General features: G+C 57.1%; 23 protein-coding genes, 2 rRNA genes and 1 other RNA gene. 3 read left to right on the forward strand and 23 right to left on the reverse strand.

The genetic code is table 11. The features are described 5' to 3' along the window. Positions 1-4 precede the first annotated feature (4 nt). From mraY to rsmI, 9 genes are all read right to left on the reverse strand, one after another. The gene (gene mraY / locus ACSSVV_RS07120; protein ID WP_011785914.1) at positions 5-1,090 is read right to left on the reverse strand and encodes a phospho-N-acetylmuramoyl-pentapeptide-transferase; all 1,086 of its coding nucleotides are present in this window, start codon (positions 1,088-1,090) and stop codon (positions 5-7) included. Continuing rightward, complete coding sequence (locus ACSSVV_RS07125; RefSeq protein WP_141067992.1) at positions 1,075-2,472, reverse strand: UDP-N-acetylmuramoyl-tripeptide--D-alanyl-D-alanine ligase; 1,398 nt, start codon at positions 2,470-2,472, stop codon at positions 1,075-1,077. The genes mraY and ACSSVV_RS07125 overlap by 16 nt, the downstream gene beginning before the upstream one ends. Next, the gene (locus ACSSVV_RS07130) at positions 2,469-3,953 is read right to left on the reverse strand and encodes a UDP-N-acetylmuramoyl-L-alanyl-D-glutamate--2,6-diaminopimelate ligase (RefSeq protein WP_454105776.1); all 1,485 of its coding nucleotides are present in this window, start codon (positions 3,951-3,953) and stop codon (positions 2,469-2,471) included. The genes ACSSVV_RS07125 and ACSSVV_RS07130 overlap by 4 nt, the downstream gene beginning before the upstream one ends. 3 nt (positions 3,954-3,956) lie before the next feature. Further along, the gene (locus ACSSVV_RS07135) at positions 3,957-5,699 is read right to left on the reverse strand and encodes a peptidoglycan D,D-transpeptidase FtsI family protein (RefSeq protein ID WP_023008922.1); all 1,743 of its coding nucleotides are present in this window, start codon (positions 5,697-5,699) and stop codon (positions 3,957-3,959) included. Positions 5,700-5,729: 30 nt separating this feature from the next. Further along, positions 5,730-6,134, reverse strand: coding sequence for a cell division protein FtsL (gene ftsL, locus ACSSVV_RS07140; RefSeq protein ID WP_014420629.1), 405 nt, complete (start codon positions 6,132-6,134; stop codon positions 5,730-5,732). A gap of 26 nt (positions 6,135-6,160) precedes the next feature. Next, a complete protein-coding gene (gene rsmH / locus ACSSVV_RS07145; RefSeq protein WP_011785919.1) occupies positions 6,161-7,120 on the reverse strand; it encodes a 16S rRNA (cytosine(1402)-N(4))-methyltransferase RsmH in 960 nt (319 codons plus the stop codon). Beyond that, a complete protein-coding gene (mraZ, locus tag ACSSVV_RS07150) occupies positions 7,117-7,569 on the reverse strand; it encodes a division/cell wall cluster transcriptional repressor MraZ (protein ID WP_011785920.1) in 453 nt (150 codons plus the stop codon). The genes rsmH and mraZ overlap by 4 nt, the downstream gene beginning before the upstream one ends. 310 nt (positions 7,570-7,879) lie before the next feature. After that, an RNA gene (rnpB, locus tag ACSSVV_RS07155) (RNase P RNA component class A) lies at positions 7,880-8,230 on the reverse strand. Between the two features lie 38 nt (positions 8,231-8,268). Then, positions 8,269-9,132, reverse strand: coding sequence for a 16S rRNA (cytidine(1402)-2'-O)-methyltransferase (gene rsmI / locus ACSSVV_RS07160; RefSeq protein WP_454105777.1), 864 nt, complete (start codon positions 9,130-9,132; stop codon positions 8,269-8,271). 144 nt (positions 9,133-9,276) lie between these two features. Between rsmI and ACSSVV_RS07165 the strand changes: the two genes are divergently transcribed. Genes ACSSVV_RS07165 through ACSSVV_RS07175 form a run of 3 tightly spaced genes read left to right on the forward strand, consistent with a single transcriptional unit; the run spans position 9,277 to position 12,108 of the window. Next, entirely contained in the window at positions 9,277-11,130 is a 1,854-nt protein-coding gene (locus ACSSVV_RS07165) for a penicillin-binding protein activator (protein WP_011785922.1), read from the forward strand. Positions 11,131-11,136: 6 nt separating this feature from the next. Beyond that, on the forward strand, positions 11,137-11,508 hold the full coding sequence (locus tag ACSSVV_RS07170) for a YraN family protein (protein WP_454105778.1): 372 nt from the start codon (positions 11,137-11,139) through the stop codon (positions 11,506-11,508). 9 nt (positions 11,509-11,517) lie between these two features. Next, positions 11,518-12,108: a D-sedoheptulose-7-phosphate isomerase gene (locus ACSSVV_RS07175; RefSeq protein WP_011785924.1), complete on the forward strand. Its 591-nt coding sequence runs from the start codon at positions 11,518-11,520 to the stop codon at positions 12,106-12,108. A 29-nt stretch (positions 12,109-12,137) separates the two neighbouring features. On the opposite strand, the gene ACSSVV_RS07180 is transcribed toward ACSSVV_RS07175, so the two are convergent. The 14 genes from ACSSVV_RS07180 to ACSSVV_RS07245 all read right to left on the reverse strand — a co-directional run. Then, positions 12,138-12,542: a ClpXP protease specificity-enhancing factor gene (locus ACSSVV_RS07180; RefSeq protein WP_206769525.1), complete on the reverse strand. Its 405-nt coding sequence runs from the start codon at positions 12,540-12,542 to the stop codon at positions 12,138-12,140. Positions 12,543-12,599: 57 nt separating this feature from the next. Beyond that, a complete protein-coding gene (locus ACSSVV_RS07185) occupies positions 12,600-13,229 on the reverse strand; it encodes a glutathione S-transferase N-terminal domain-containing protein (protein ID WP_011785926.1) in 630 nt (209 codons plus the stop codon). Between the two features lie 104 nt (positions 13,230-13,333). Further along, positions 13,334-14,089 carry a cytochrome c1 gene (locus ACSSVV_RS07190; RefSeq protein ID WP_454105779.1) on the reverse strand — a complete coding sequence of 252 codons (756 nt, stop codon included), beginning with the start codon at positions 14,087-14,089 and terminating at the stop codon, positions 13,334-13,336. Beyond that, positions 14,089-15,321, reverse strand: coding sequence for a cytochrome b (locus tag ACSSVV_RS07195; RefSeq protein WP_014420622.1), 1,233 nt, complete (start codon positions 15,319-15,321; stop codon positions 14,089-14,091). Before ACSSVV_RS07195 ends, ACSSVV_RS07190 begins: the two co-directional genes overlap by 1 nt. Then, complete coding sequence (petA, locus tag ACSSVV_RS07200) at positions 15,321-15,914, reverse strand: ubiquinol-cytochrome c reductase iron-sulfur subunit (protein ID WP_014420621.1); 594 nt, start codon at positions 15,912-15,914, stop codon at positions 15,321-15,323. Before petA ends, ACSSVV_RS07195 begins: the two co-directional genes overlap by 1 nt. Before the next feature lie 238 nt (positions 15,915-16,152). Beyond that, positions 16,153-16,545: a 30S ribosomal protein S9 gene (gene rpsI / locus ACSSVV_RS07205; protein WP_011785930.1), complete on the reverse strand. Its 393-nt coding sequence runs from the start codon at positions 16,543-16,545 to the stop codon at positions 16,153-16,155. Positions 16,546-16,557: 12 nt separating this feature from the next. Continuing rightward, on the reverse strand, positions 16,558-16,986 hold the full coding sequence (gene rplM / locus ACSSVV_RS07210) for a 50S ribosomal protein L13 (protein WP_011785931.1): 429 nt from the start codon (positions 16,984-16,986) through the stop codon (positions 16,558-16,560). Positions 16,987-17,188: 202 nt separating this feature from the next. Beyond that, positions 17,189-17,980: a TatD family hydrolase gene (locus tag ACSSVV_RS07215; protein ID WP_454105780.1), complete on the reverse strand. Its 792-nt coding sequence runs from the start codon at positions 17,978-17,980 to the stop codon at positions 17,189-17,191. A gap of 23 nt (positions 17,981-18,003) precedes the next feature. Next, positions 18,004-19,584: a peptide chain release factor 3 gene (gene prfC, locus ACSSVV_RS07220; RefSeq protein ID WP_014420619.1), complete on the reverse strand. Its 1,581-nt coding sequence runs from the start codon at positions 19,582-19,584 to the stop codon at positions 18,004-18,006. Positions 19,585-19,645: 61 nt separating this feature from the next. Continuing rightward, a complete protein-coding gene (rimI, locus tag ACSSVV_RS07225) occupies positions 19,646-20,128 on the reverse strand; it encodes a ribosomal protein S18-alanine N-acetyltransferase (protein WP_454105781.1) in 483 nt (160 codons plus the stop codon). Further along, a complete protein-coding gene (locus ACSSVV_RS07230; RefSeq protein WP_454105782.1) occupies positions 20,125-20,943 on the reverse strand; it encodes a hypothetical protein in 819 nt (272 codons plus the stop codon). Before ACSSVV_RS07230 ends, rimI begins: the two co-directional genes overlap by 4 nt. A gap of 30 nt (positions 20,944-20,973) precedes the next feature. Next, positions 20,974-22,524 carry a 2-isopropylmalate synthase gene (locus ACSSVV_RS07235; RefSeq protein ID WP_011785936.1) on the reverse strand — a complete coding sequence of 517 codons (1,551 nt, stop codon included), beginning with the start codon at positions 22,522-22,524 and terminating at the stop codon, positions 20,974-20,976. Between the two features lie 116 nt (positions 22,525-22,640). After that, positions 22,641-22,755, reverse strand: a 5S ribosomal RNA gene (gene rrf / locus ACSSVV_RS07240). A gap of 83 nt (positions 22,756-22,838) precedes the next feature. Next, a 23S ribosomal RNA gene (locus ACSSVV_RS07245) occupies positions 22,839-22,998 on the reverse strand; the annotation flags it as partial.

The following is a 22,998-nucleotide window of genomic DNA, read 5'->3' on the forward strand; positions in this document are numbered from 1 at the left end:
TTTCCTATCGGATTTTCAGACTGGCCAGGCCAATCAGAACAAGAACCACAGTGACAACCCAGAACCGCACGATGACTCGCGGCTCGGGCCAGCCCTTCAATTCAAAATGGTGATGCAGCGGCGCCATCCGGAAAATCCGCCGGCCCGTGAGCCGGAATGAGGCCACCTGCAGAATCACCGAAATGGTTTCCATCACGAACACGCCACCCATGATGAACAGCACAATTTCCTGCCGGACGATGACGGCCACTGTACCCAGGGCTGCCCCCAGCGCGAGGGCACCGACATCGCCCATGAACACCTGAGCCGGGTAGGTGTTGAACCACAGAAACCCAAGCCCCGCGCCCACCAGGGCGCCGCAGAATATGATCAATTCGCCGGTGCCCGGCAAATGTGGAATCAGCAGGTAATTGGCGAACTGCGCGTGGCCCGAGAGGTAAGCAAAGATGGCCAGCGCTCCCGCCACCATGACGGTTGGCATGATGGCCAGACCATCCAGACCGTCCGTCAGGTTTACCGCGTTACTGCTGCCGACAATCACGAAGTAGGTCAGCAGAATGAACAGCACCGGTCCCAGGGTCAGCGAGACATTTTTCAGGAACGGCAAATAAAGCGAGGTTTCCTGGGGCATTGAAGCAGTGACATAAAGCACGATCGCGGCCGTGGCCCCGATCACCGACTGCCAGAAGTATTTCCAGCGTGCCGGCAGGCCCCGGGGGTTGCGTTCCACAACCTTGCGGTAGTCATCCACCCAGCCAATGGCACCGAACAGCAGGGTAACCAGCAACACCACCCAGACATAACGATTGGTCAGATCCGCCCACAGCAAGGTGGAAATGGCGATGGCCACCAGAATCAGGGCGCCGCCCATCGTCGGAGTACCAGCCTTGCTCAGGTGAGTCTGGGGGCCGTCATCACGCACGGCCTGGCCGATCTGGTACTGACTCAGCTTGCGAATCATCACCGGACCGATCACCAGCGAGATCAGCAGCGCCGTAAGAATGCCCAGAATCGCCCGCAGTGTCAGATACTGAAACACCGTCAGCGACGAAAAGTATTGCGATAGTATCTCTGTCAGCCAGAGCAGCATGGGTTCTTCACCTTTTTCTGAATTCCCTCCACCACGCGATCCATGGCGGAACTACGAGAACCTTTCACCAGGACCGTCATAGCACCATTCCGGTCCGCCACAACGGCGCTCACCGCCTGCTCATGACTCGGGAAAAACTCTGTCTCGTCACCAAATCCGGTGCCGTAGCCGTTACCCCCGGCTCCCACCACCATAAGCTTCTCGATTCCTCGGGCACGGGCATGTTCACCCACCTGCCGGTGCAACTCGTGCGCCTCATCGCCCAGCTCTGCCATGGCGCCGAGTACTGCCACCCGGGGCGCCGGGTACGACGCCAGCACATCCAGCGCCGCCTTCATGGATGCCGGATTGGCGTTGTAACTGTCGTCAATCAGGGTCAGATCCGGGGCCGGCTTGAGCACCTGGAGACGCCCCTTCACCGCTTGCACCTGCATGAGCCCGGACTGAACCTGCTGATCCGTCGCTCCCAGTTCCCTGCAGGCCGCGAGAGCCAGCAGAGCATTGGTGATGTTGTGTTCACCGGGCAACCCCAGCACCAGATGACAGCGCCAGCTGTCTGGCCCCAGCACCAGGAATTCAAACCCCTGGTCAGTGGCCATGATCGCCTCCGCGCGGTAATCCGCGGCCGAGTGACCCATCCGGGAAACACCCAGCACCCGCCGTTGGCCCGCACGGGCATGCCACTGATCGAAGGCGGGATCGTCCCGGTTCAGCACGACGGCTCCATCTGCCGGCACGCCATCAATAATCTCGCCTTTGGCCAGAACAATATTCTGGTAACTGCCAAAACCCTCCAGGTGCGCCTGACCTGCATTGGTCAGAATCGCAACCTGCGGCCGGGTAATTGACACCGTGTGGGCAATTTCGCCAAGACCACTGGCCCCCAGCTCGATGGCACCGAACTGGTGATCCGGCGTCAGCCGAAACAGGGTCAGCGGAACACCAATGTGATTATTGAGATTACCTTCAGTCACCAAGGTCGGCCCCATGCCGGCGAGAATAGCCCCGGTCATTTCACGAACCGTGGTTTTGCCACTGCTGCCGGTAATCGCCACCAGCCGGGCCGCGCTTTCGCTGCGATTGCCGCTGGCCAGATCGGCCAATGCCTGAACCGTATCGCTAACGACCAGTTGCGGAATGGCAACATCGGTGATCTCGGTGTCCACTACTGCGGCGACTGCGCCCTGTTTCAGGGCCTGGCCAAGGAATTCATGACCATCAAACCGCTCACCGCGCAGAGCAACAAACAGCTGCCCATCTCCAACCGATCGGGTATCGGTGGAGACGCCATCAAACCAGAGTTCACCCGCATCAGTGCGCGCTCCTGCCAGGGTGGCCTGAAGCCACTCGCGAGCTTCCGCCAGCGAAAAGGCGCGCATCATGCCACACCTCCATTCAGGTTCAATAGATGGCGTACCTGCTCGGCGTCGCTGAACGGCAACTTCTGGCCCCGGATCTCCTGATAGGCTTCATGACCTTTACCTGCAATCAGCACCAGATCATCCTCATTGGCCATACCCAATGCCTCGGCAATTGCCTGAGCGCGGTCGTGAATCACCTGCCAGCGACCAGCCTGAGTGAAACCAGCAGAAATGTCGCTGACAATCCGTTCAGGCTGCTCGGTACGCGGGTTGTCGTCGGTTACGATGACGTAATCCGCCCGCTTTTCCGCTTCTTTCGCCATTTCAGGCCGCTTGCCGGGGTCCCGGTCGCCACCGCAACCGAACACACAGATCAGCCTGCCCCGGGTGTGGGGCCGCAATGCTTCAAGGGCATTGGCCAGGGCATCAGACGTGTGGGCGTAGTCCACCACCACATGTTTGCCGGTTGAGCCGGTGAATCGTTCAAGACGCCCAGGGGGCGGTGACAGCTCCCTGACAATGGACACCGCCCGCTCAACGGGTACGCCAAGCGTCAGTACGGTAGCCAGGGCTGCCAGAACATTGCTGGCATTGAAACTCCCTAACAGGGGGACAGTAAGATCAAACTCGCCCCATTGCCCATCGACCCTGGCACGGAACCCTGAGGCCGTGGGCGTAAATTCCTTCAACCAGAGTTCCATCTGGGCTTCATGCAGACTGTAACGAACGCGGTCACACTGGCCCTCAAGCTGACCGTAAAGCTGCCGGCCAAACGGATCGTCAAAATTGATCACTGAGAAGTGCAGTTCTTCCCGCAGGAACAGCTTGGCCTTGGCCTCACCATAGGCTTCCATGGAACCGTGGTAATCCAGGTGATCACGCGTGAGGTTGGTGAACACCGCACCGGTCATAGTCAGGTTATCAACCCGCCCCTGATCCAGAGCGTGCGACGACACTTCCATTACTGCAGCCCGACCACCCTCATTGCGTATGCGGTTCAATACCCGGTTCACCTGGACCACATCCGGCGTGGTATGCGTGGCCGACTCGATACTGCCCGGCATGCCATAACCCAGGGTACCCAGCAGCCCGCAGGGCGTGCCGGTTTCCCGTAACAACTGGGAGATGTATTGGGTCACCGACGTCTTGCCATTGGTGCCGGTAACCCCGATCACTCTCAGATGGCGCGAGGGATGCTCGAAGAAGCGATCAGCAATTCGGCCCAGACGGGCGCGCAGACCAACCACGGGCACAATTAACGCGCCGTGGCGCTCATGGCACTGCCGCTCCTGCTCGGACTCAAGCAGAATAGCCGTGGCACCGGCGCTGATGGCCTGATCCATATAGTGCTCTGCGGGCGTTCGTGCCCCGGCCAGAGCAATAAAGGCGTCACCGGGCTGCACTTTCCGGCTATCCGTCTTCAGTCCGTGGATAGTGACATCGAAGACCAATGGCACCTCAATAATGCCCTGAAGCAAGGTGCTGATGGATGTGATGCACATGGCTTACCCTCTCCCTCCGGAAGTTACTTGCGAAACGCGTGTTTCACTGACTTCCAGTTCAGGCTTCACATTCAGCAGTCGCAGCGCGTCACCCATCACCCGGGCGAATACCGGCGCGGCAACTTCTCCGCCGTAATATTCTCCGGCCTGCGGCGCATCCACGGCCACAACGGTTACAATTCTGGGGTCATCAATCGGTGCCATACCGGCAAAGATGGCCTTATATTGACTGTCTTCGTACCCGTTCGCTCCCACTAGGTGAACGGTCCCGGTTTTGCCTCCAGCCGCATACAGCCCGGGCTGGGCGCGCTTGCCAGTACCACGGGCAACCGCCTGTTTGAGCATGTCCCGCACGGCCCTTGTCACCTGTTCAGACAGTACACGTTGCCCCTGCGGCCTCTGCTCCTGCCTCATCAGGCTGAGGGGGTAACGAATTCCACCATTGGCAATAACCATATACGCCTGTGCCAGTTGCAAGGCGTTAACGCTCATGCCGTAGCCATAAGACAAGGTGGACTCTTCTACCGGCCGCCATTTCGGGGGGGCCGGCAAAACACCAACGGCTTCCCCAGGGAAGCCGATACCAGTTGCCTGGCCGAGGCCCAGGCGGGCATAGAGGTTTCTCAGAGTATCGCCACCCAGATCCGTTGCGATGTTGCTCACCCCGACGTTGCTGGACTTGACAATAATCTCCGTCAGATCCAGCACCCCGTAATTGCGATGATCCCGAATGGTGAAACGACCAAACCTCCGAAAGCCCGGGGAAGTATCAATGGTGCTGTTAACCGTGTATTCCCCGGACTCCAGAGCGGCCGCTATCGTCAGCGGCTTCATGGTTGAGCCGGGCTCGAACAGATCTGTAATGGCCTTGTTGCGCAGGTTTTCCGCGGCAAGCTGTGACCGGTCATTCGGGTTGTAGGAACCTTGATTGACCATGGCCAGCACCTCACCGGTGTCGACGTCCAGCATCACCAGCGTGCCGCCGCGAGCCTTGTGAGCACCGACCACCGCCTTGAGCTCCCGATAGGCCAGATACTGCAGCCGGAGATCAATACTCAGTTCCAGGTCTTTCCCGGGCCGGGCATCGCGGATAAGCATCAGATCTTTGATCACGCGCCCACGGTTATCCTTGAGCACCCGCTTCTGGCCCGGCTCACCGGTCAACCATTTGTTGTAGGCTAACTCGATACCTTCCTGGCCATGCTCATCGATATCAGTAAACCCGACCACATGAGCGGTGACTTCTCCCGCCGGGTAATAACGACGATATTCCTGCCGGGCATAGATACCACCGACACCTAGAGCCAGCGCTTCACGCGCCATTGAGGGCTGCACTTTGCGGCGCAGGTAGATAAATTCGCGGCCAGCATACTGGCGCAATCGCTCCCGCAGCGCGCCCTCAGACAACCCAAGAATTCGGGCAAGCGCCGCCAGTTGGGGATCTTCGGGATCGGTTTCGGAAGGATTTGCCCACACGGTCTGAACTGGCGTACTGACGGCCAAAGGCTCGCCATGACGATCCGTCACCACGCCTCGATGGGCATCGATAGATTCAACGCGGATGGTTCTGACATCTCCCTGCTTGCGCAGGAAGTCATTATCCACCACATGAAGATCCACCAACCGCCATCCAATGCCGGCCACAACCAGCAGAAAAACGCCCAGCACAGAGCCGAAGCGCCAGGCTTTCAAGCCTGTCACCAGCCTCTGCTTCCAGCTGTTTGTGTGCGTTCCCTGACCGGACACTTCAGTTACCCCGGATGGTTATTGTTGGTTTTAGTTCGCTGCCAGCGGTGACATCAAAGGCACGAGTACAATGTCCTGCCGCCCGGGCACCACCATATTGAAGCGCTCAGCAGCGAGTTTCTCGACCCGCCCGTGAGCGCTCAAAGCACTCTGCTCCAGCAACAGTTGACTCCACTCACGCTGATAAGCATCGCGCTGCTCCTGCAGACCCGACAACGTATTGAACAGCTCGCGGTTCTCATGGGCACTGACCACCACCCCGATGGACGACAGCGTCAGTACCGCCACCAACACCAGAGTAACCAGAACCCGACTTTCCCGTGTTGCATCAAACACCTGACGGGACAAACGAACGGCTGTCGCAACACCCTCGCGAACCCGCTGCTTGTTTATCCTGTTGGTTTTTACTGGTTGCTCAATCGCTACCGCGCCCATGGCGTCGCGCTCCCCTGCGTTTTCGATTAATTCGCTTTACGTTCAAGCACTCGCATAACCGCGCTGCGAGCCCTGACGTTTTCAGTAATTTCCTGCTCATTGGCCTTGCTGGCTTTACCAATCAGCTGAAATCCGGATTCTTCCTGCTCCGCCGTGACCGGTATCCCCTTCGGCAGCTTTGGCCCCCGCGCCAGATCACGCATAAAGCGCTTGACCAGACGATCCTCCAGAGAGTGAAAGCTGATCACCACCAGGCGCCCACCGGGAGCCAGGCGATCAACTGCCGCGGCCAGACCGGCTTCCAGGTCCTCGAGCTCCCGGTTGATAAAAATCCGGATAGCCTGAAAAGCCCGGGTGGCGGGGTGCTTGTGCTTCTCTTTCTTCGGCACGGCCTCCGCAACCAACTCCGCCAGCTGCCGCGTGGTTTCAATCGGCTGCTCCTGACGCCGCTCCACGACAAGACGAGCGATACGGCGAGAAAACCGCTCCTCGCCGTATCGCCAGATCACATCTGCGATTTCCCGCTCATCAGCCTCGGCCAGCCACTGGGCAGCACTCGGCTCCTGCTGCGGGTTCATTCGCATATCCAATGGACCGTCCCGCATGAACGAAAAACCGCGGGAAGCATCATCCAGTTGTGGCGAAGACACCCCAAGATCCATCAACACGCCATCAACCTGTGACCAACCTTGACGTTCAAGCGCAAGATCCAGTTCGGCGAACGAGCCGTGGTACCACTGAAACCGGGAATCCCCAGATGCCAGCTCTCTGGCGACGGCAATAGCTTCCGGGTCTTTATCAATACCCAGGAGCTGACCACCCTGACCGAGCTTGCCGAGAATAAGACGACTATGACCGCCCCGGCCAAACGTGGCGTCGACATAACGGCCGTTTTCATCTGTAACCAGATAGTCGACCGCTGCATCCAGCAGTACCGAGCGATGCTGATAGCCTTCATTGGCCTGATCGTCCTGGCGTGCGGTCATAGCGACAGCGCCTCCATTTCCGGCGGCATTTCCTCGTCGGCTGCGGAGGCATCAAGGTAAGCATTCCAGCTTTCCTCACTCCACAGCTCATACTTCTTGCCAAGCCCGACCAACATCAGCCGTTTTTCAAGATTGGCGTGATTTCTGAGGGTCTGCGGTACCAGAATCCGGCCGGACGCATCTAGCTCCATGAGGGCAGCGTTACCCAGAATGAGGCGCTGCAGACGCTTGGCCGCCTTGTTCATGTTGGGCAGCGCCTCGATTTTCGGGCGCAGCACTTCCCATTCCGGCTCGGGGTAGAGCAACAAGCACTTCTCTTCATCGGCGTTGGCTGTCAATACAATACGGCCACCGCAAAGCTGCGCGAGCTCTTCACGCACCTTTGTCGGGATCGCCAGGCGACCCTTCGCGTCCATATTGATGGCATGACTGCCAAGAAAATTGCTCATTAACGTCTAGTCCGAGGTTTTCATTTCCACAAAATTCCACCAAAAACCACTTTTTCCCACTCCCGCACACTATAGAAACACGCAAATAACAATGCAAGCGCCGCGACAGGCACCACACACAGGAAAGTTCCTTTAACGACAAGAGGTTACAAAGCAGAAACGGAAAGAAGCGTTAAAAAGACGTAAAGAAAAGGATAAAAAACAAATACCTGCAGACACCTTTAGATAGCCAACTTCAGGTTTAAGATTTTTTGGCTATAAAAGGTAACTTGTGAGAAGGATGCGGATCACATCCGAATAATCGGGAAAAGAGGCGAGCTCGCCGATAAGCCGGGTTCTGTCTTGGACAGTCATTCATCTAGGGCCTGCGTCACCACAGGCCTCAAGCAACCTACCCGAATCCAGCGCGGGCCACGCCATTGGATTCCTATTTGGTCTTGCTCCAGGTGGGGTTTACCATCGCCGTGGACTGTTGCCAGCCACGCGGTGCGCTCTTACCGCACCATTTCAACCTTACCGGCGCCCGAAAGCGCTTAGGCGGTATACTTTCTGTTGCACTTTCCGTCGGCTCACGCCGCCCAGGCGTTACCTGGCACCTTGCCCTGCGGAGCCCGGACTTTCCTCCCCCGGATCAACCGGCGGCGACTGTCTGGCGAGCTCGGCGCTGACAATACCCGCGTGCGGGCAGGCATGCAAGGCTTAATCGCCCTTTAGCTGCAGCGCTCGCTGATACAATTCATTTTTTCCGATGCCGCTGATTTCCGCGACGATTTTCGCTGCCTTTTTGACCGGCATCTCTGCAACAAGCAGCTTTAACAGCTTATCGGCATCCAGATCGAGCGACGAACCGGCCACGACATCGTTACCCCGGACCATCACCACGAATTCGCCCCGACTGCCATGCGGGTCGGCCTCCAACTCCGCCAACACCTCTTTAACCGTCCCACTGTAGAAAGTTTCAAAGGTTTTGGTCAGCTCTCGACCGAGCACACACTCCCGGCCATCGCCAAACTCATCAACCAGATCCTGCATCAGGTCCAGAATTCGATGGGGGGATTCGTAGAACACCAGAGTGGCAGTCTGTTCACGCAATTCCGCGAGCGCTGAACGTCTACCCGCCCGTTTAGCCGGCAAAAAACCTGCGAAAAGAAAACGATCCGTCGGTAAACCTGCCGCCGACAATGCCGCAACCAGTGCACACGGACCGGGGATAGGGGAAACCGGAAAGCCCGCCTTTCTGGCTTCACGTACCAGGATGTACCCGGGATCGGAGATCAACGGGGTGCCGGCATCGGAAATCAGCGCCACTTGCTGCCCTTCAGCAAGGGCAGAGAGGATTCTGCCAACGCGATCCCTCTCATTATGATCGTGTAGCGCCAGCAAGGGCTTGCTCAGGCCCAGGTGCTGTAACAGGCGCGAGCTGTGACGGGTATCCTCCGCAGCGACCAGATCCGCCGCAGCGAGCACCTGCCGGGCACGATCAGAAAGATCGGCCAGATTACCGATGGGCGTGGCAACAATTGAAAGCCGGCCACCGACAACGCTTGCTACAGAACTGGACATAATAAACTCCACTGAAGTGAACCGCGGCGCCGCCATTTCCGGCCCATGACTGTCCCGTCATGTGAAATACGCCGGGAGCTGGTAAACTTGCCAGCTAAAACGCGGCACCACAAGCCCAACGATTCAGAGAGTACCGAGCCCGCCATGACAAATCGCTTCCGTCACAGCCCAATTCTGGCCCTGATCACCCTCGTTCTGTTCTATCTGGGCGGCTGCGCCACCGTCAATCTCGATGAACATATGGCACAAAGCCCGGAGCAGGCACTGTCACTGGCCAGCGATGAACGTGATCCGGTGGTTGGCCAACGCTATCTATTAAGGGTGGCCAGCCGATTCCAGGATCAAGGCCGCCACGAAGATGCCCGAGTCATTCTCCAGGCCCCTGCTCTGGAAAATGCTCCGGAGGACATCGCCAGACAACGCTTACTATTGTCCATGGCCAGTGCCAGCGAGTTACAGGACGGCCAATGGGCTGAGCAACTCGCCACAGATAGCACCCCAGAAAGCTTTCTTGCCTACCCCGCGGAGTTAATGTCCCGGGCAGCCATGCTGCAGGCCCGGACCTATGAGCTGGCCGGACAACCTTTGGACGGGGCACTGACGTTGATCCTGCTCAGTCAGACCGACTCCAGCACTTCCCCGCAGGAGGTGCATAATCGCATTTGGCAATTGCTCAAGCCCATCAATCGCTCAACCCTGCAATCCGCCTCCAACAACGCTCTCGGATTCGAGGTTCAAGGCTGGCTTGAGCTCGCCCTGCGCCTACGCACCAAAGGGGCCAGCCTGGATGATCAGGGGCGTCTGATCCGGCAATGGCAGAATAACTGGCCGGGACACCCCGCAGCACAGGTACTCCCCATGGATCTCGCCCTGCTGGCTGAACTAGCAGCAAGCCGGCCGGAGAAACTGGCATTGGCGGTTCCACTTCAAGGTGCCCTCGCCAGTGCCGGCAAAGCGATTCGCGACGGTTTCCTGGCCGCCTATTATCAGGATGAAACCACTGACCGCAGCAAAACCGATATTCGGGTCATCGACACCTCCACCGGCTCTTTTTCCGAGCTCTACGAGGAACTCTCCAATAACGACATTGATTTGATTGTTGGCCCACTGGACAAGGAAGCACTGTCCCAGCTCGCTAACATGAACACGCTGCCGGTTCCGGCACTGGGCCTGAACTACCTTGGCCCGGATGCCCGCATTCCGGACGGCCTTTATCAGTTCGGGCTATCTGCCGAAGATGAGGCACGACAGATCGCCGACAGGCTCGATGCCGAGAACATCGAGCAGGTTCTCGTACTGATTCCCCACGGCGAATGGGGAGACCGGGTTGAAACCGCCCTGCAAACGAGGATGGACCAGCTCGGGTTGCGAGCGCTCGACGTCGAGCGCTTTTTCCCGGAAGACAACCTGCGCTCAGTGACAGCTGACCTGCTGGGCATTACCGCCTCCCGCCAGCGCGCCATTCAGGTGGAGCGAACAATTGGCCTGAATGTGGAATTTGAACCCCGCCGCCGCCAGGATGCCGAGGGCATCGTGCTGGTTGCCGCACCCACGGTTGCCCGCCAGTTCAAGCCACTGTTCGCCTTCTATTATGGCGGCGATCTGCCGGTATACTCACCTTCCATCGTGTACGAGGGTACGCCGAATCCGGGCCGGGACCGAGATATTGACCGAGTTTTCTTTACGGACATCCCCTGGGTATTGGCCGAGACGAATCCCCTGCGGGAAGAATCACGCCAGTATCTGAGTGGCACCACCGGGCAACTGGGGCGCCTTTTCGCCATGGGCGCCGACGCCTGGCAACTGAGCAAGCGCTTGCCACTTCTACGCCAGGTTGAAGATGCCGCCATTGAAGGACAAACCGGCATTCTGACCATGGATCCTGACGGCAGCATTCATCGCGAACAACGCTGGGCACAATTCCAGGGGGGAACACCCAAACTGCTTTCTCCGACCGCTCCCCGGGAAGGTGAACCCGCCCCGACTGCAAACAACTGATAACCGATGGCCAGGGAAGGCTCCAGAAAACTCGGACAGCATTACGAAGGTGTCGCCGCGCGGTATCTGGAAAGCAAAGGCATCCGGATTATTGAGCGGAACGTGCACAATCGTGGCGGCGAGATCGATCTTATTGGAATGGATGCCGAAGCACTGGTGTTCTTTGAAGTTCGCTTCCGCGCTGATGGTGCGCTGGTGGACCCGATAAGCTCGGTGTCCGCGGTGAAGCAGCAACGCTTGGTGCGTGCAGCCTCATTCTACCTGCACCGCCACGGACTCTGGGACCGGGTCAGCCGGATCGATGTTATCGGCATCACACCAGGCCAGTCCAGCAAGTACCGTATACAATGGATCAAAAACGCAATTCAGGCAGACTGACCAGAAACCATGACCGACACCGAACAGAGAATCAACCAGTGGTTCGCCAGCCATATGGAGCACACAGCGCAGGCGGCAAGCACCGCTGGTCCCGCCATTGAGCAGGTAGCGCAGGCATTTGTTGACGCCCTGCTCCAGGATGGCAAGATCATCACCTGCGCCAATGGCAACGCCAATGTACTGGCCCAGTATTTCTGCACGGCATTGTTGTCCCGCTTTGACCAGGACCGCCCGGCCCTACCGGCAATCAACCTTGGGGCAGACGCCACCACCTATTCCGCTATCTGCCGTGACAATCGATTCAACGACACCTTCTCCCGTCAGGTCAGAGCCATAGGCAAACCCGGCGACCTTCTGTTTGTGATCGTGGATGATGGCCACAAGGCAAACCTGATCCAGGCCATCCAAGCGGCCCACGACCGGGAAATGAGGATTGTGGTACTGAGCGCCAGGGAAAAATCCGACATCACCTCCCTGATGCACCCTGAAGACCATGAAATCGCACTTAACGATTTGCCGCCAAGCGAGGCCACGCCCTTGCTGCTGGTCATCATCAACGCCTTCTGCGACCTGATTGACCACAAGCTTTTCGGAGGCTAATAAAAAAGCCGGCATCGCCGGCTTTTTTATTACTTGACCACTTTCAGGGTTGGCCTGCCATTCGGGCGGTCTTCCGCTCGCCGTGACGACTTGGGCTCACCTCCACCCTCCGGATCGGGAGAGCCTGGCTCACTGCCAAACACCATGCCCTCGCCGTTCTCCTTGGCATAGATGGCCATAACCGCTTGCAACGGTATGAAAACCTGCATCGGCACACCACCGAAACGAGCACTGAATTCCAGCGCACCATTGCCAATCACCAGTCCGCGCACGGCGCCGGGGCTGATATTGAGCACAATCTGGCCGTTGGCAACGTGCTCGGTAGGCACCTGAACACCCTGAATGCCGGCATCCACCACGATATACGGGGTACAGTCGTTATCTAGGATCCATTCGTTCAACGCACGGACCAGATAGGGACGACTGGATGTCATGGCGATAGTCATGTCAGACACTGCTTAACTCCTGCCCTGAAATACGGGCGCTGACAATCAGCTGCGAATATCTTCTTCCAGATCCGAAAGGCTTGCCTTGAAGCCTTCTCTGGCAAAGATGCTCTCCATGTACTTCTGCAAAGGCTTGGCCTGCTTTTCATTCAGCTCAATACCCAGAGCCGGCAAACGCCACAGGATCGGCGCAATACAACAGTCCACGATGGTGAACTCTTCCGACAGGAAGAACGGCATTTCGGCAAACAAAGGTGCCGTGGCCAGAAGGCTTTCCTTGAGTTCCTTGCGAGCGGCATCGCTGGCCTTGGCCCCCGGCTGCGCCAGGATCTGATCAACCAGTCCGCACCAGTCTTTCTGGATCCGGTGAATCATCAGGCGGCTATTAGCCCGGGCAACGGGGTAAACCGGCAGCAGCGGCGGATGAGGAAAACGCTCATCCAGATACTCCATCATGATGTTGGGCTCGTACAGAACCAGGTCCCGATCTACCAGGGTTGGCAGGGCGTTGTACGGATTCATATCCGCCAGTTCCGCCGGCGGGTTGTCCGGATCCACATCCACGATATCAACAGTGACACCTTTCTCTGCCAGGACAATACGCACCCGATGACTGTAGTGGCTTGCGGGATCCGAGAAAAAAGTCATTGATGACCGCTTGGTCACAACGCCCATATAGCTACCTCACGATTCTAAAAATCGAAACAATGCAAAACGCAAAAATCCAGCGAGCCTTAAAGACTCGCTGGAATCAAGGACACGGGATTATACCCTAAATCTTAGTGTACGTCTTTCCAGTACTCGCGGTTGAGCAGGTACGCGAAGACAAAGAAGATCGCCACAAAGATCAGCACGAAGATACCGAGACGCTCGCGCTCCACCTTGACCGGATCACCCATGTAGGACATGAAATTGGTCAGATCCCACATGGCCCGATCAAACTCCGCACCGGACATTGAGCCTTCGATTGCGTAATCCGGGCAAGCGTCTGCGTTATTGACGTTACCACTCAACGGCTCGACAGATGCCCCGACACCAATGTTCGGCTTGACGGCGCACAGGCCTTGCATCTCGACCAGAACGTGAGGCATACCAACGTTATCGAACACCACGTTGTTTACGCCCAGTGGCCGGGAATCGTCCTTGTAGAAGCCCCGCAGGTATGAATATACCCAGGACTCACCACGCAGACGGGTTTCCAGCGTAAGATCGGGTGGCGGCGCACCGAACCAGCCGGCCGCCATATCCTTGTTCATGGAGTTCTTCATGAGCTCACCGATCTTGGCACCAGTAAAGATCAGGTTTTCCTCGTAAAGCTCGACAGGGATCTCCAGATCATCCGAAACACGCTTGTAGCGAGCATACTCCATGGAGTGACACCCCATGCAGTAGTTGGTAAACAAGGCAGCACCGCGCTGCAGCGACGCCTTGTCCGTATGATCCGGCTCCATATGATCAAGAGGAACCGCGGCACCAGCCGCCAGGCCAAGCGCTGGCAGGAGTGCGATGAAAAGACCAACAATCAGCTTTTTCATTATCCTGTCACCCTCTCTGGAACTGGCTTGGTGTTCTCCATGCGCGTGTAGAACGGCATCAGAATGAAGTAGAGGAAGTACAACACTGTCAGAATCTGAGCGACAGTCGTGCGACCTTCTGTTGCGGGAACCAGTCCAAGGTAGCCAAGGATTACGAAGCTCACCGCAAAGATTGCCAGGGCAATCTTGCTCAACCAGCCCTTGTAGCGGATTGAGCGGACAGGACTTCTGTCAAGCCACGGCAACACGAACAGAATCGCAATCGCACCACCCATGACCACAACACCCCAGAACTTCGCCGGCAGCCCCATAAAGTCTACCGTCACCGCCCGCAACATCGCGTAAAACGGCGTGAAGTACCAGACAGGCGCAATGTGCGCTGGCGTCTTCAGGGCGTTGGCCGGTTCAAAGTTCGGCTTTTCCAGGAACAGACCGCCCATCTCCGGGAAGAAGAAGACAACGATGAAGAAGATGAAGAAAAACACACCCACGCCCAGCAGATCGTGAACGGTGTAATACGGGTGGAACGGAATACCGTCTTTCGGAATACCGTTTTCATCCTTGTTCTTCTTGATGTCGATGCCGTCGGGGTTGTTAGAACCCACTTCGTGCAGCGCCAGGATGTGAAGAACAACCAGACCCAGCAGAACGATTGGCAGAGCAACCACGTGCAGGGCAAAGAAACGGTTCAGCGTGATACCGGAGATCAGATAGTCACCGCGAATCCACAGAGACAGATCTTCACCGATGACCGGAATCGCACCAAACAGGTTAACGATTACCTGGGCACCCCAGTATGACATCTGGCCCCAGGGCAGCAGGTAGCCCATGAAGGCTTCTGCCATCAGCACCAGGTAGATCAGCATACCGAAAATCCAGATCAATTCCCGCGGCTTCTGATAGGAACCGTACATGAGACCACGGAACATGTGCAGATACACCACAACGAAGAACGCAGATGCGCCGGTCGAGTGCAGGTATCGCAGCAGCCAACCCCACTCCACATCACGCATGATGTATTCCACCGAGGCAAACGCCCCCTCGGCAGACGGGTTGTAGCTCATAGTCAGCCAGATACCGGTCACTAGCTGGTTGACCAGCACCAGCATTGCCAGTGAACCGAAGAAATACCAGACGTTAAAGTTCTTCGGCGCGTAATACTTGGCCAGGTGCTTGTTCCAGGCCTCAACGATTGGCAGACGCTCGTCTACCCAGTTAATCAGCTTTTGCATCACGCGGCCTCCGGATCAAGACCAATGGTCATGGTCACATCATCGTCAAACCGGTACGGCGGAACCTCAAGGTTCAGCGGCGCGGGTTGAGCCTCATAAACCCGACCGGCCATGTCATAGCGGGAACCGTGACACGGGCAGAACAACCCACCAAGCCAGTTTTCACCCAGATCAGCCGGCGCAACCTCTGGCCGGTAGGAGGGCACGCAGCCCAGATGGGTACAGAGCCCCACATAGACACCGAACTCTGGCTTGATCGCGCGCAAGGGCCCCTGGATATACGAAGGCTGCTGAGGCGCCTCCGACATCGGGTCCTTCACTGCGTCATTAAGCTTCTCGATATTCGCCAGCATTTCTTCCGTTCTGCGGATAATCCAAACAGGCTTACCTCGCCACTCAACGGTGATTTGCTGACCCGGTTCGATTTTGCTGATATTGACGGTTACCGGTGCACCGGCCGCTTCCGCTTTCGCACTGGGGTTCCAGGACGCTACGAAAGGAACGGCTGCACCGACGACGCCGACACCACCTACCACGGACGTAGCACCGATCAGAAACCGGCGCCGGCCTTGGCTCACGTCGCCATTACTCATTATGGTTTTCTCCCATCAGGCGAGGCACAGACGCGGAAAAACCGGCACTGCGCTTCGAAAAGGACTTCACAACCCAAAAATATAAGCGCTGAAATGGTAATGAAATTACCCCCCGCTTACAAGCCGGAAAGGTCGGCAGGCGAGCCTATCCCTGCGCCAGATCAAAAATATTTCCGGAGTACAGATATAAAAAAACCCGGCCACAAGACCGGGTTTTTCCAAATCGACTGAACGTCGATTAACGCTTGGAGTACTGCGGACGCTTACGCGCTTTGCGCAGACCCACTTTCTTACGCTCAACCTTACGGGCATCACGGGTTACGTAACCCGCTTTGCGCAGTGCCGGACGCAGAGTTTCGTCGTAGTCCATCAGAGCGCGAGTCAGACCGTGGCGAATGGCGCCAGCCTGGCCACTGATGCCGCCACCCTTTACGGTAATGGCGATATCGAAACGATCTTCGGATTCGGCAACCACCAGCGGCTGACGAACAATCATGCGCAGGGTTTCACGACCGAAGAAATCTTCGATAGTGCGACCGTTGATGGAGATGTTACCGCTACCCGGCTTGATAAAGACGCGAGCCGTGGATGATTTGCGGCGACCAGTACCGTAATTTTGTGCTACAGACATATTCGCCTTCCGTTAGATGTCGAGTTCTTTGGGCTGCTGGGCGGCATGAGCATGCTCAGCGCCTGCGTACACTTTCAGCTTCTTGAACATGGCGCGGCCAAGCGGGCCCTTCGGAAGCATGCCTTTTACGGCCTTCTGAATGACTTGCTCGGGAGCCTTGTCAACCAGCTTCTCGAAATTGATGGATTTGATTCCACCCGGAAAGCCGGTATGGCTGTAATACATTTTAGCCGATGCCTTTTTGCCGGTAACCTTCACCTGGCTGGCATTGATAACAATGATGTAGTCGCCAGTGTCCACGTGAGGGGTATACTCAGGCTTATGCTTGCCCCGCAGACGAAGGGCGATTTCGGTTGACAGACGACCCAGCGTCTTGCCGGCTGCGTCTACAACGTACCAGTCACGTTTTACTGTTTCTGGTTTCGCACTCAGAGTCTTCATTGATTCCGCCTTGAACGCTATATAAGAAACGTTAAAAACCACCACCGGTACATGCAAGGCATCCGGAGGAGGTTCATACCTGTATGTTGCGCTGCCATCATTCGGGGCTGAGATAATGACATCGCCTTGAAAAGCCAGGGCGCGAAGTATACTCGAACCCCTGGTGAATGCCAACCCCGACCTATGCTGTTTCGTTAATCCCCTATGGGCGTGGAACCAGAGTTAGCGGATCTTTCCGGTAGAGCTTCGCGGTGTTGGCCAACAGTATTTCAGCCAGCGACTCCCGGGGCTCACTCCGCAGTTCCGCCAGGGCCTCAAAAATCTCCGGCAAGTGGATAGGCGAGTTCTGCCCTTTTGCCACTCCGGCCGGCGCCATATCCGGCGCATCGGTTTCCAGAACCAGCGCATCCGCCGGTAACCGGGCAATGGTATCCCGGGTTTTCCGGGCCCGATCGTGGGTAATCACGCCACCCACGCCAATGTAACAACCCAGATCAACCAGCTTTTGCGCCTGCTGATAACTGCCCGAGAAGCCGTGAACCAATGCCCGCCCGTTCCATCCGGCGCGTTTCAGACTACTGTACACCAGATCATGGCTCTTGACGGAGTGAATCACCAGCGCCAGACCGAGCCGCTGGGCAATATCAATCTGGGCCTCGAACCAGGGTTCCTGCTCAGACAGATCGCCTTTGAGGGCATCCAGACCACACTCTCCAAGGCCAACACAGGCCTGGGGCGCGGAAGACAGCAACCTTTCAAGCTCGGCCAGATCGTCAGCGCCGTGCTCCTGAATAAACCAGGGGTGAATCCCCAGACAGTACCAGAGACCCTTCTCTGCATCTGCCATGCTCGCCACACGCTGCCAGTCCTGCCGCCGGACCCCCGGAATCGCGATCGCGCAAACTCCAAGGCTGGCCGCCTGCGCCAACACCGTCTCCCGATGCCCGTCAAAAAACGGGAAATCAAAATGGCAATGGGCGTCTACCAACTGCATGGCGGCCTCCTCCCGGAAGCGAATCAGTGCTCCCGGGTCTTGTGGAACTGGATATCCGGATAACGCTCCTGAGCAAGATTCAGGTTCACCATGGTCGGCGCGATGTACGCAAGGCGATCTGCGCCATCCAGTGCGACGTTGTCCTGATTCTTACGCTGGAATTCGTCCAGTTTACGCTCATCGGAACAGGTTACCCAACGGGCAGTTGCCACGTTGATGGGCTCGTAAACCGCTTCCACCTTGTATTCACTTTTCAGGCGGGCGACAACTACATCAAACTGCAGCACACCCACCGCCCCGACGATCAGATCGTTGTTCTTCAGCGGACGGAAGACCTGAACTGCACCCTCCTCGGAAAGCTGGATCAGGCCCTTCTGTAATTGCTTGGCTTTCAGCGGATCTTTCAATCGAATGCGCCGGAACAGCTCAGGGGCGAAGTTCGGGATACCGGTAAACTTCATGTCCTCGCCCGCCGTAAAGGTATCACCCAACTGAATGGTGCCGTGGTTATGCAGGCCAATGATGTCACCTGCAAAAGCTTCTTCCGCATGCTCACGGTCACCAGCCATGAACGTGAGCGCATCGGAGAACCGAACATCTTTACCGATACGGACGTGCCGGGCCTTCATGCCTTGATTGTAGCTACCTGACACGATCCTCAGGAAAGCGATACGGTCCCGGTGCTGTGGATCCATGTTTGCCTGAATCTTGAAGACAAAGCCGGAAAAGCCATCCTCGGTCGGGGTCACCTGGCGCACATCCGTGGCCCGGGGCTGAGGAGCCGGCGCCCAATCCACCAGACCATCAAGCATGTGATCAACACCGAAGTTGCCAAGCGCTGTTCCGAAAAACACCGGGGTCAGCTCACCAGCCAGGAAAGCCTCCTGGTCAAATTCGTGGGAAGCCCCTTTGACCAACTCGATCTCATCACGAAGATCGGAAGCGTAATTGCCGATGGCGTCATCCAGCTCCGGGTTGTCCAGACCTTTGACTACACGTTTTTCCTGAATGGTATGCCCCTGGCCTGACTGATAGAGAATCACTTCATCCCGCAGCAGGTGGTAAACACCCTTGAACCCCTTGCCCATACCAATGGGCCAGGTAATCGGCGCACAGGCAATCTTCAGTACGTCTTCCACTTCGTCCATCAACTCGATGGGGTCCCTGGTATCCCGGTCCAGCTTGTTCATAAAGGTAAGGATCGGGGTGTCACGCAGGCGGGTCACCTCCATCAGCTTGATAGTGCGCTCCTCGACCCCTTTGGCACTGTCAATCACCATCAGGCAGGAGTCGACGGCGGTCAGTGTCCGGTAGGTATCCTCGGAGAAGTCTTCGTGACCCGGTGTATCCAGCAGGTTGACCAGCTTTCCACCATAGGGAAATTGCATCACCGACGTGGTGACGGAAATACCCCGTTCTTTTTCCATCTCCATCCAGTCAGACTTGGCGTGCTGTCCGGATTTTTTGCCCTTGACGGTTCCCGCCTTCTGCAGGGCCTGGCCGAACAACAGCACCTTCTCTGTAATGGTGGTCTTACCGGCATCCGGGTGCGAGATGATCGCAAAGGTGCGGCGCTTGGCCACTTCCTGGGAAAGGTTAGGCATAAACTCTGGTGACCTGAATCGAGATGGATGAAAGCCGAGCATTATACGGCCTATACCGTCCTCAGGTGAACCGCAGCGCCATGACCAGCGCATCTTCCCGTCCAGCACCATCGGGATAATAGCCGGCCCTTCTGCCGATTTCAGAGAAACCCTCACTCAGATAGAGCTGGGTGGCGGCATCATTGCTAACCCGCACTTCAAGAATCAGTTGTTCCATGCCATCCGACACCGCGACAGCGATCAGATGCCGTAGTAACCAGCGCCCGACACCCTGACCACGCACACGGGGACTGACGCAGATATTCAGCAGATGGGCTTCGTCGACCATATAGGCCACAACCGCATAGCCAATCAGCTCATCGCCACGCTCAGCGGCCCAGAGCCTGTAATTCGGCTTAAAACAGTCAAGAAAAGTCGATTTCGGCCACGGATCGGAGTGTCCCTGACACTCCAGCTCCATGACCGACGTCAGGTCAGCCTCGACCAGAGGGCGTACCCGGACATCCTGGTTGTGCACGTCGAGAAAAGGCTGTGATGCTTTCATCGGCCAGGTACGAGAACCCGAATCGATTGCCAGAGCAGTCGCTTCTGGGAGGGGTCTGATGCCAGTGATGCGAGCGTGCCGGAAAACGCAATCTCCGGCACCCGCCCCAGGCCACGCTCGATCAACCGTGCCTGAGTTTCGTCGCCAAGCCCCAGCGTTATTAGCGTTTCTGTCGGGGCGTCGCCAGCAAAAGCAGAGGCTATGACTGAGACAAGATCGCTTTCACTGTTGAGCGTCACTTTCAGGTTATTGAACAAGGGCCAGCGCACTACTCTGCATTGAGACACCCCGGTCTCTCCAATGCTTCGCAATATGTTACGAGCCAGATTTTCCTGCAAGGCAAAACTGGCGTCCTCTGCAATATGGCACAAGAGCATGACCCGGGAGCCTTTCCAGGCAGTCAGACACACCCGGTGCACGGGCTCCGGCCGTTGCACTTCTACTGGTTCCGAGGCCGGCAGGGAAGCCTCTGGCTCCGTTTCTGGAGTTTCAGACCGAGGCTCGGTGGCCGGTGGAGCTTTCACTGGGTCCGCGGCCTGTTGCCCAGCGCTGTCCGCCTTCTGCGCCGATTCAGACTTGTTGCCCATCAGGCTCTGGAGCTGAGCAATGCGCTCCCGCCCCTGGTCCCCTGACAGCGGCTCAGATTTACGCCCAACCTGAGGCACCCTCGACGCGGGCTGGAATTGCGGCTCGTCCTCCACTCCGAAATCAAAGTCGGGGCTTGGCGCCGCGCCAGGCAAACTCTCGCGGGCATACCACATCCGAATGCCTGCCGCCGCCAGATAGAACTGCCGCTCCGCCTCATTCCCTATCACGAATCCCTCCATGGCAATCCTTCGGGCGCTTTATACATCAGCCACCTGGGGATGCTGGCGAATACCGCCACTGGAAATCAGGTTCAGAGCCTCAATATATGCCTTGGCCGACGCAATAATGATGTCGGTATCCGATCCAACGCCGTTCACAATACGGCCGCCCCGCTCGAGACGAACGGTGACTTCCCCCTGAGCATCAGTGCCGCTGGTAATATTGTTGACCGAGTACAGCTGCAGGTTACACCCGGAATCCACCAGAGATTCAATGGCCTTGAAAGTTGCGTCTACAGGACCGCTGCCCTCAGCCTCTACCGTGTGTTCCTTACCGTCCACGGTCATGGTCAGATGCGCCTTGGGCACAACGCCGGTTTCAGAACAGACCTGCATGCAGACCAGACCGAAGCGGCCTTCTTCTTCCTTTTGCTTGGTATCGCTGGCAATCGCCTGCAGATCCTCATCAAAGATCTCATGTTTGAGGTCGGCCAGCGCCTTGAAGCGCGTGAAAGCCTCATTCAGCTCCCCTTCGGTTTCAAACTGGATACCGAGCTCCAGCAGTCTCGTACGGAAGGCATTGCGGCCGGAATGCTTACCTAAAACCAGGCTATTGGTATGCCAGCCTACGTCCTGTGCCCGCATGATCTCGTAGGTTTCGCGATGTTTGAGCACGCCATCCTGATGGATGCCGGACTCATGGGCAAAAGCATTGGCACCGACGATCGCCTTGTTGGGTTGAACAGGAAACCCGGTAATGGTGGACACCAGACGTGATGCCGGGACGATATGCTGGGTGTCTATGCGGGTATCAATATTGAAGAGATCCTGGCGGGTACGAACCGCCATGACTATTTCTTCCAGCGCTGCGTTACCTGCCCGTTCGCCCAGACCATTGATAGTACATTCGACCTGACGGGCACCGTGGGTAACCGCAGCCAGCGAGTTGGCTACCGCAAGCCCCAGGTCGTTATGGCAATGGACTGAAAAAACAGCCTTGTCGGCATTCGGGATACGGTTCAGTAACTGACGGATGGTCTCACCAAACTGTTCAGGAATGGCATAGCCCACGGTATCAGGGATGTTGATGGTACGGGCGCCGGCATCGATAGCGGCTTCAATGATGCGACAAAGAAAATCCAGCTCTGACCGCCCGGCGTCTTCACAGGAGAACTCGACGTCATCAACGTGGCTACGCGCCCGCTTGACAGCGCGCACGGCTTGCTCGACCACCTCATCTGGCTCCATCTGAAGTTTATGCTTCATATGGATGGGCGAGGTGGCAATAAAGGTATGGATACGGGAGCGCTCGGCAGGGCGGATCGCTTCAGCGGCCCTGTCGATATCCTTGTCCAACGCACGAGCCAGACTGCAGACAGTGGATTCTTTGATGTTCTCGGCAATAGCCTTGACTGCATCAAAGTCGCCCTGGCTGGCAATGGCAAACCCCGCCTCGATAACGTCTACGCGAAGCTTCTCGAGCGCCTTGGCAATGCGGAGTTTTTCCGCCTTGTTCATGGTGGCGCCCGGACTTTGCTCGCCATCACGCAGAGTGGTATCAAAAATGACCAGGTGTTCACTAGCGGCCATTGCTGGGCTCCCATCAGAAACGTTGCTTTGATTTTCGGTGAAGTATATCACTTCTCCGGAACCAGAAATAAAAAACCCCCGGCAGCGAAGCTGTCGGGGGTTTTTAGGCATTAGGCGCCTGACGATGACCTACTCTCACATGGGCAACGCCACACTACCATCGGCGCAGGTCTGTTTCACTTCTGAGTTCGGGATGGGATCAGGTGGTTCCAGACCGCTATGGTCGTCAGGCAAAACGGTTGATCACTGGGGGACGAGAAGGAACTGAGTGATGTTGATTTCGTTGCGTCATCCGCAATTGTCTTGGGTGTTATATAGTCAAGCCGCACGAGCAATTAGTACCGGTTAGCTCAACGCCTCGCAGCGCTTACACACCCGGCCTATCAACGTCCTGGTCTTGAACGGCTCTTCAGGAGGCTCGAGGCCTCGGGGAGATCTCATCTTGGAAGGGGCTTCCCGCTTAGATGCTTTCAG

It is taken from the genome of Marinobacter sp. MBR-105 (assembly GCF_053628895.1).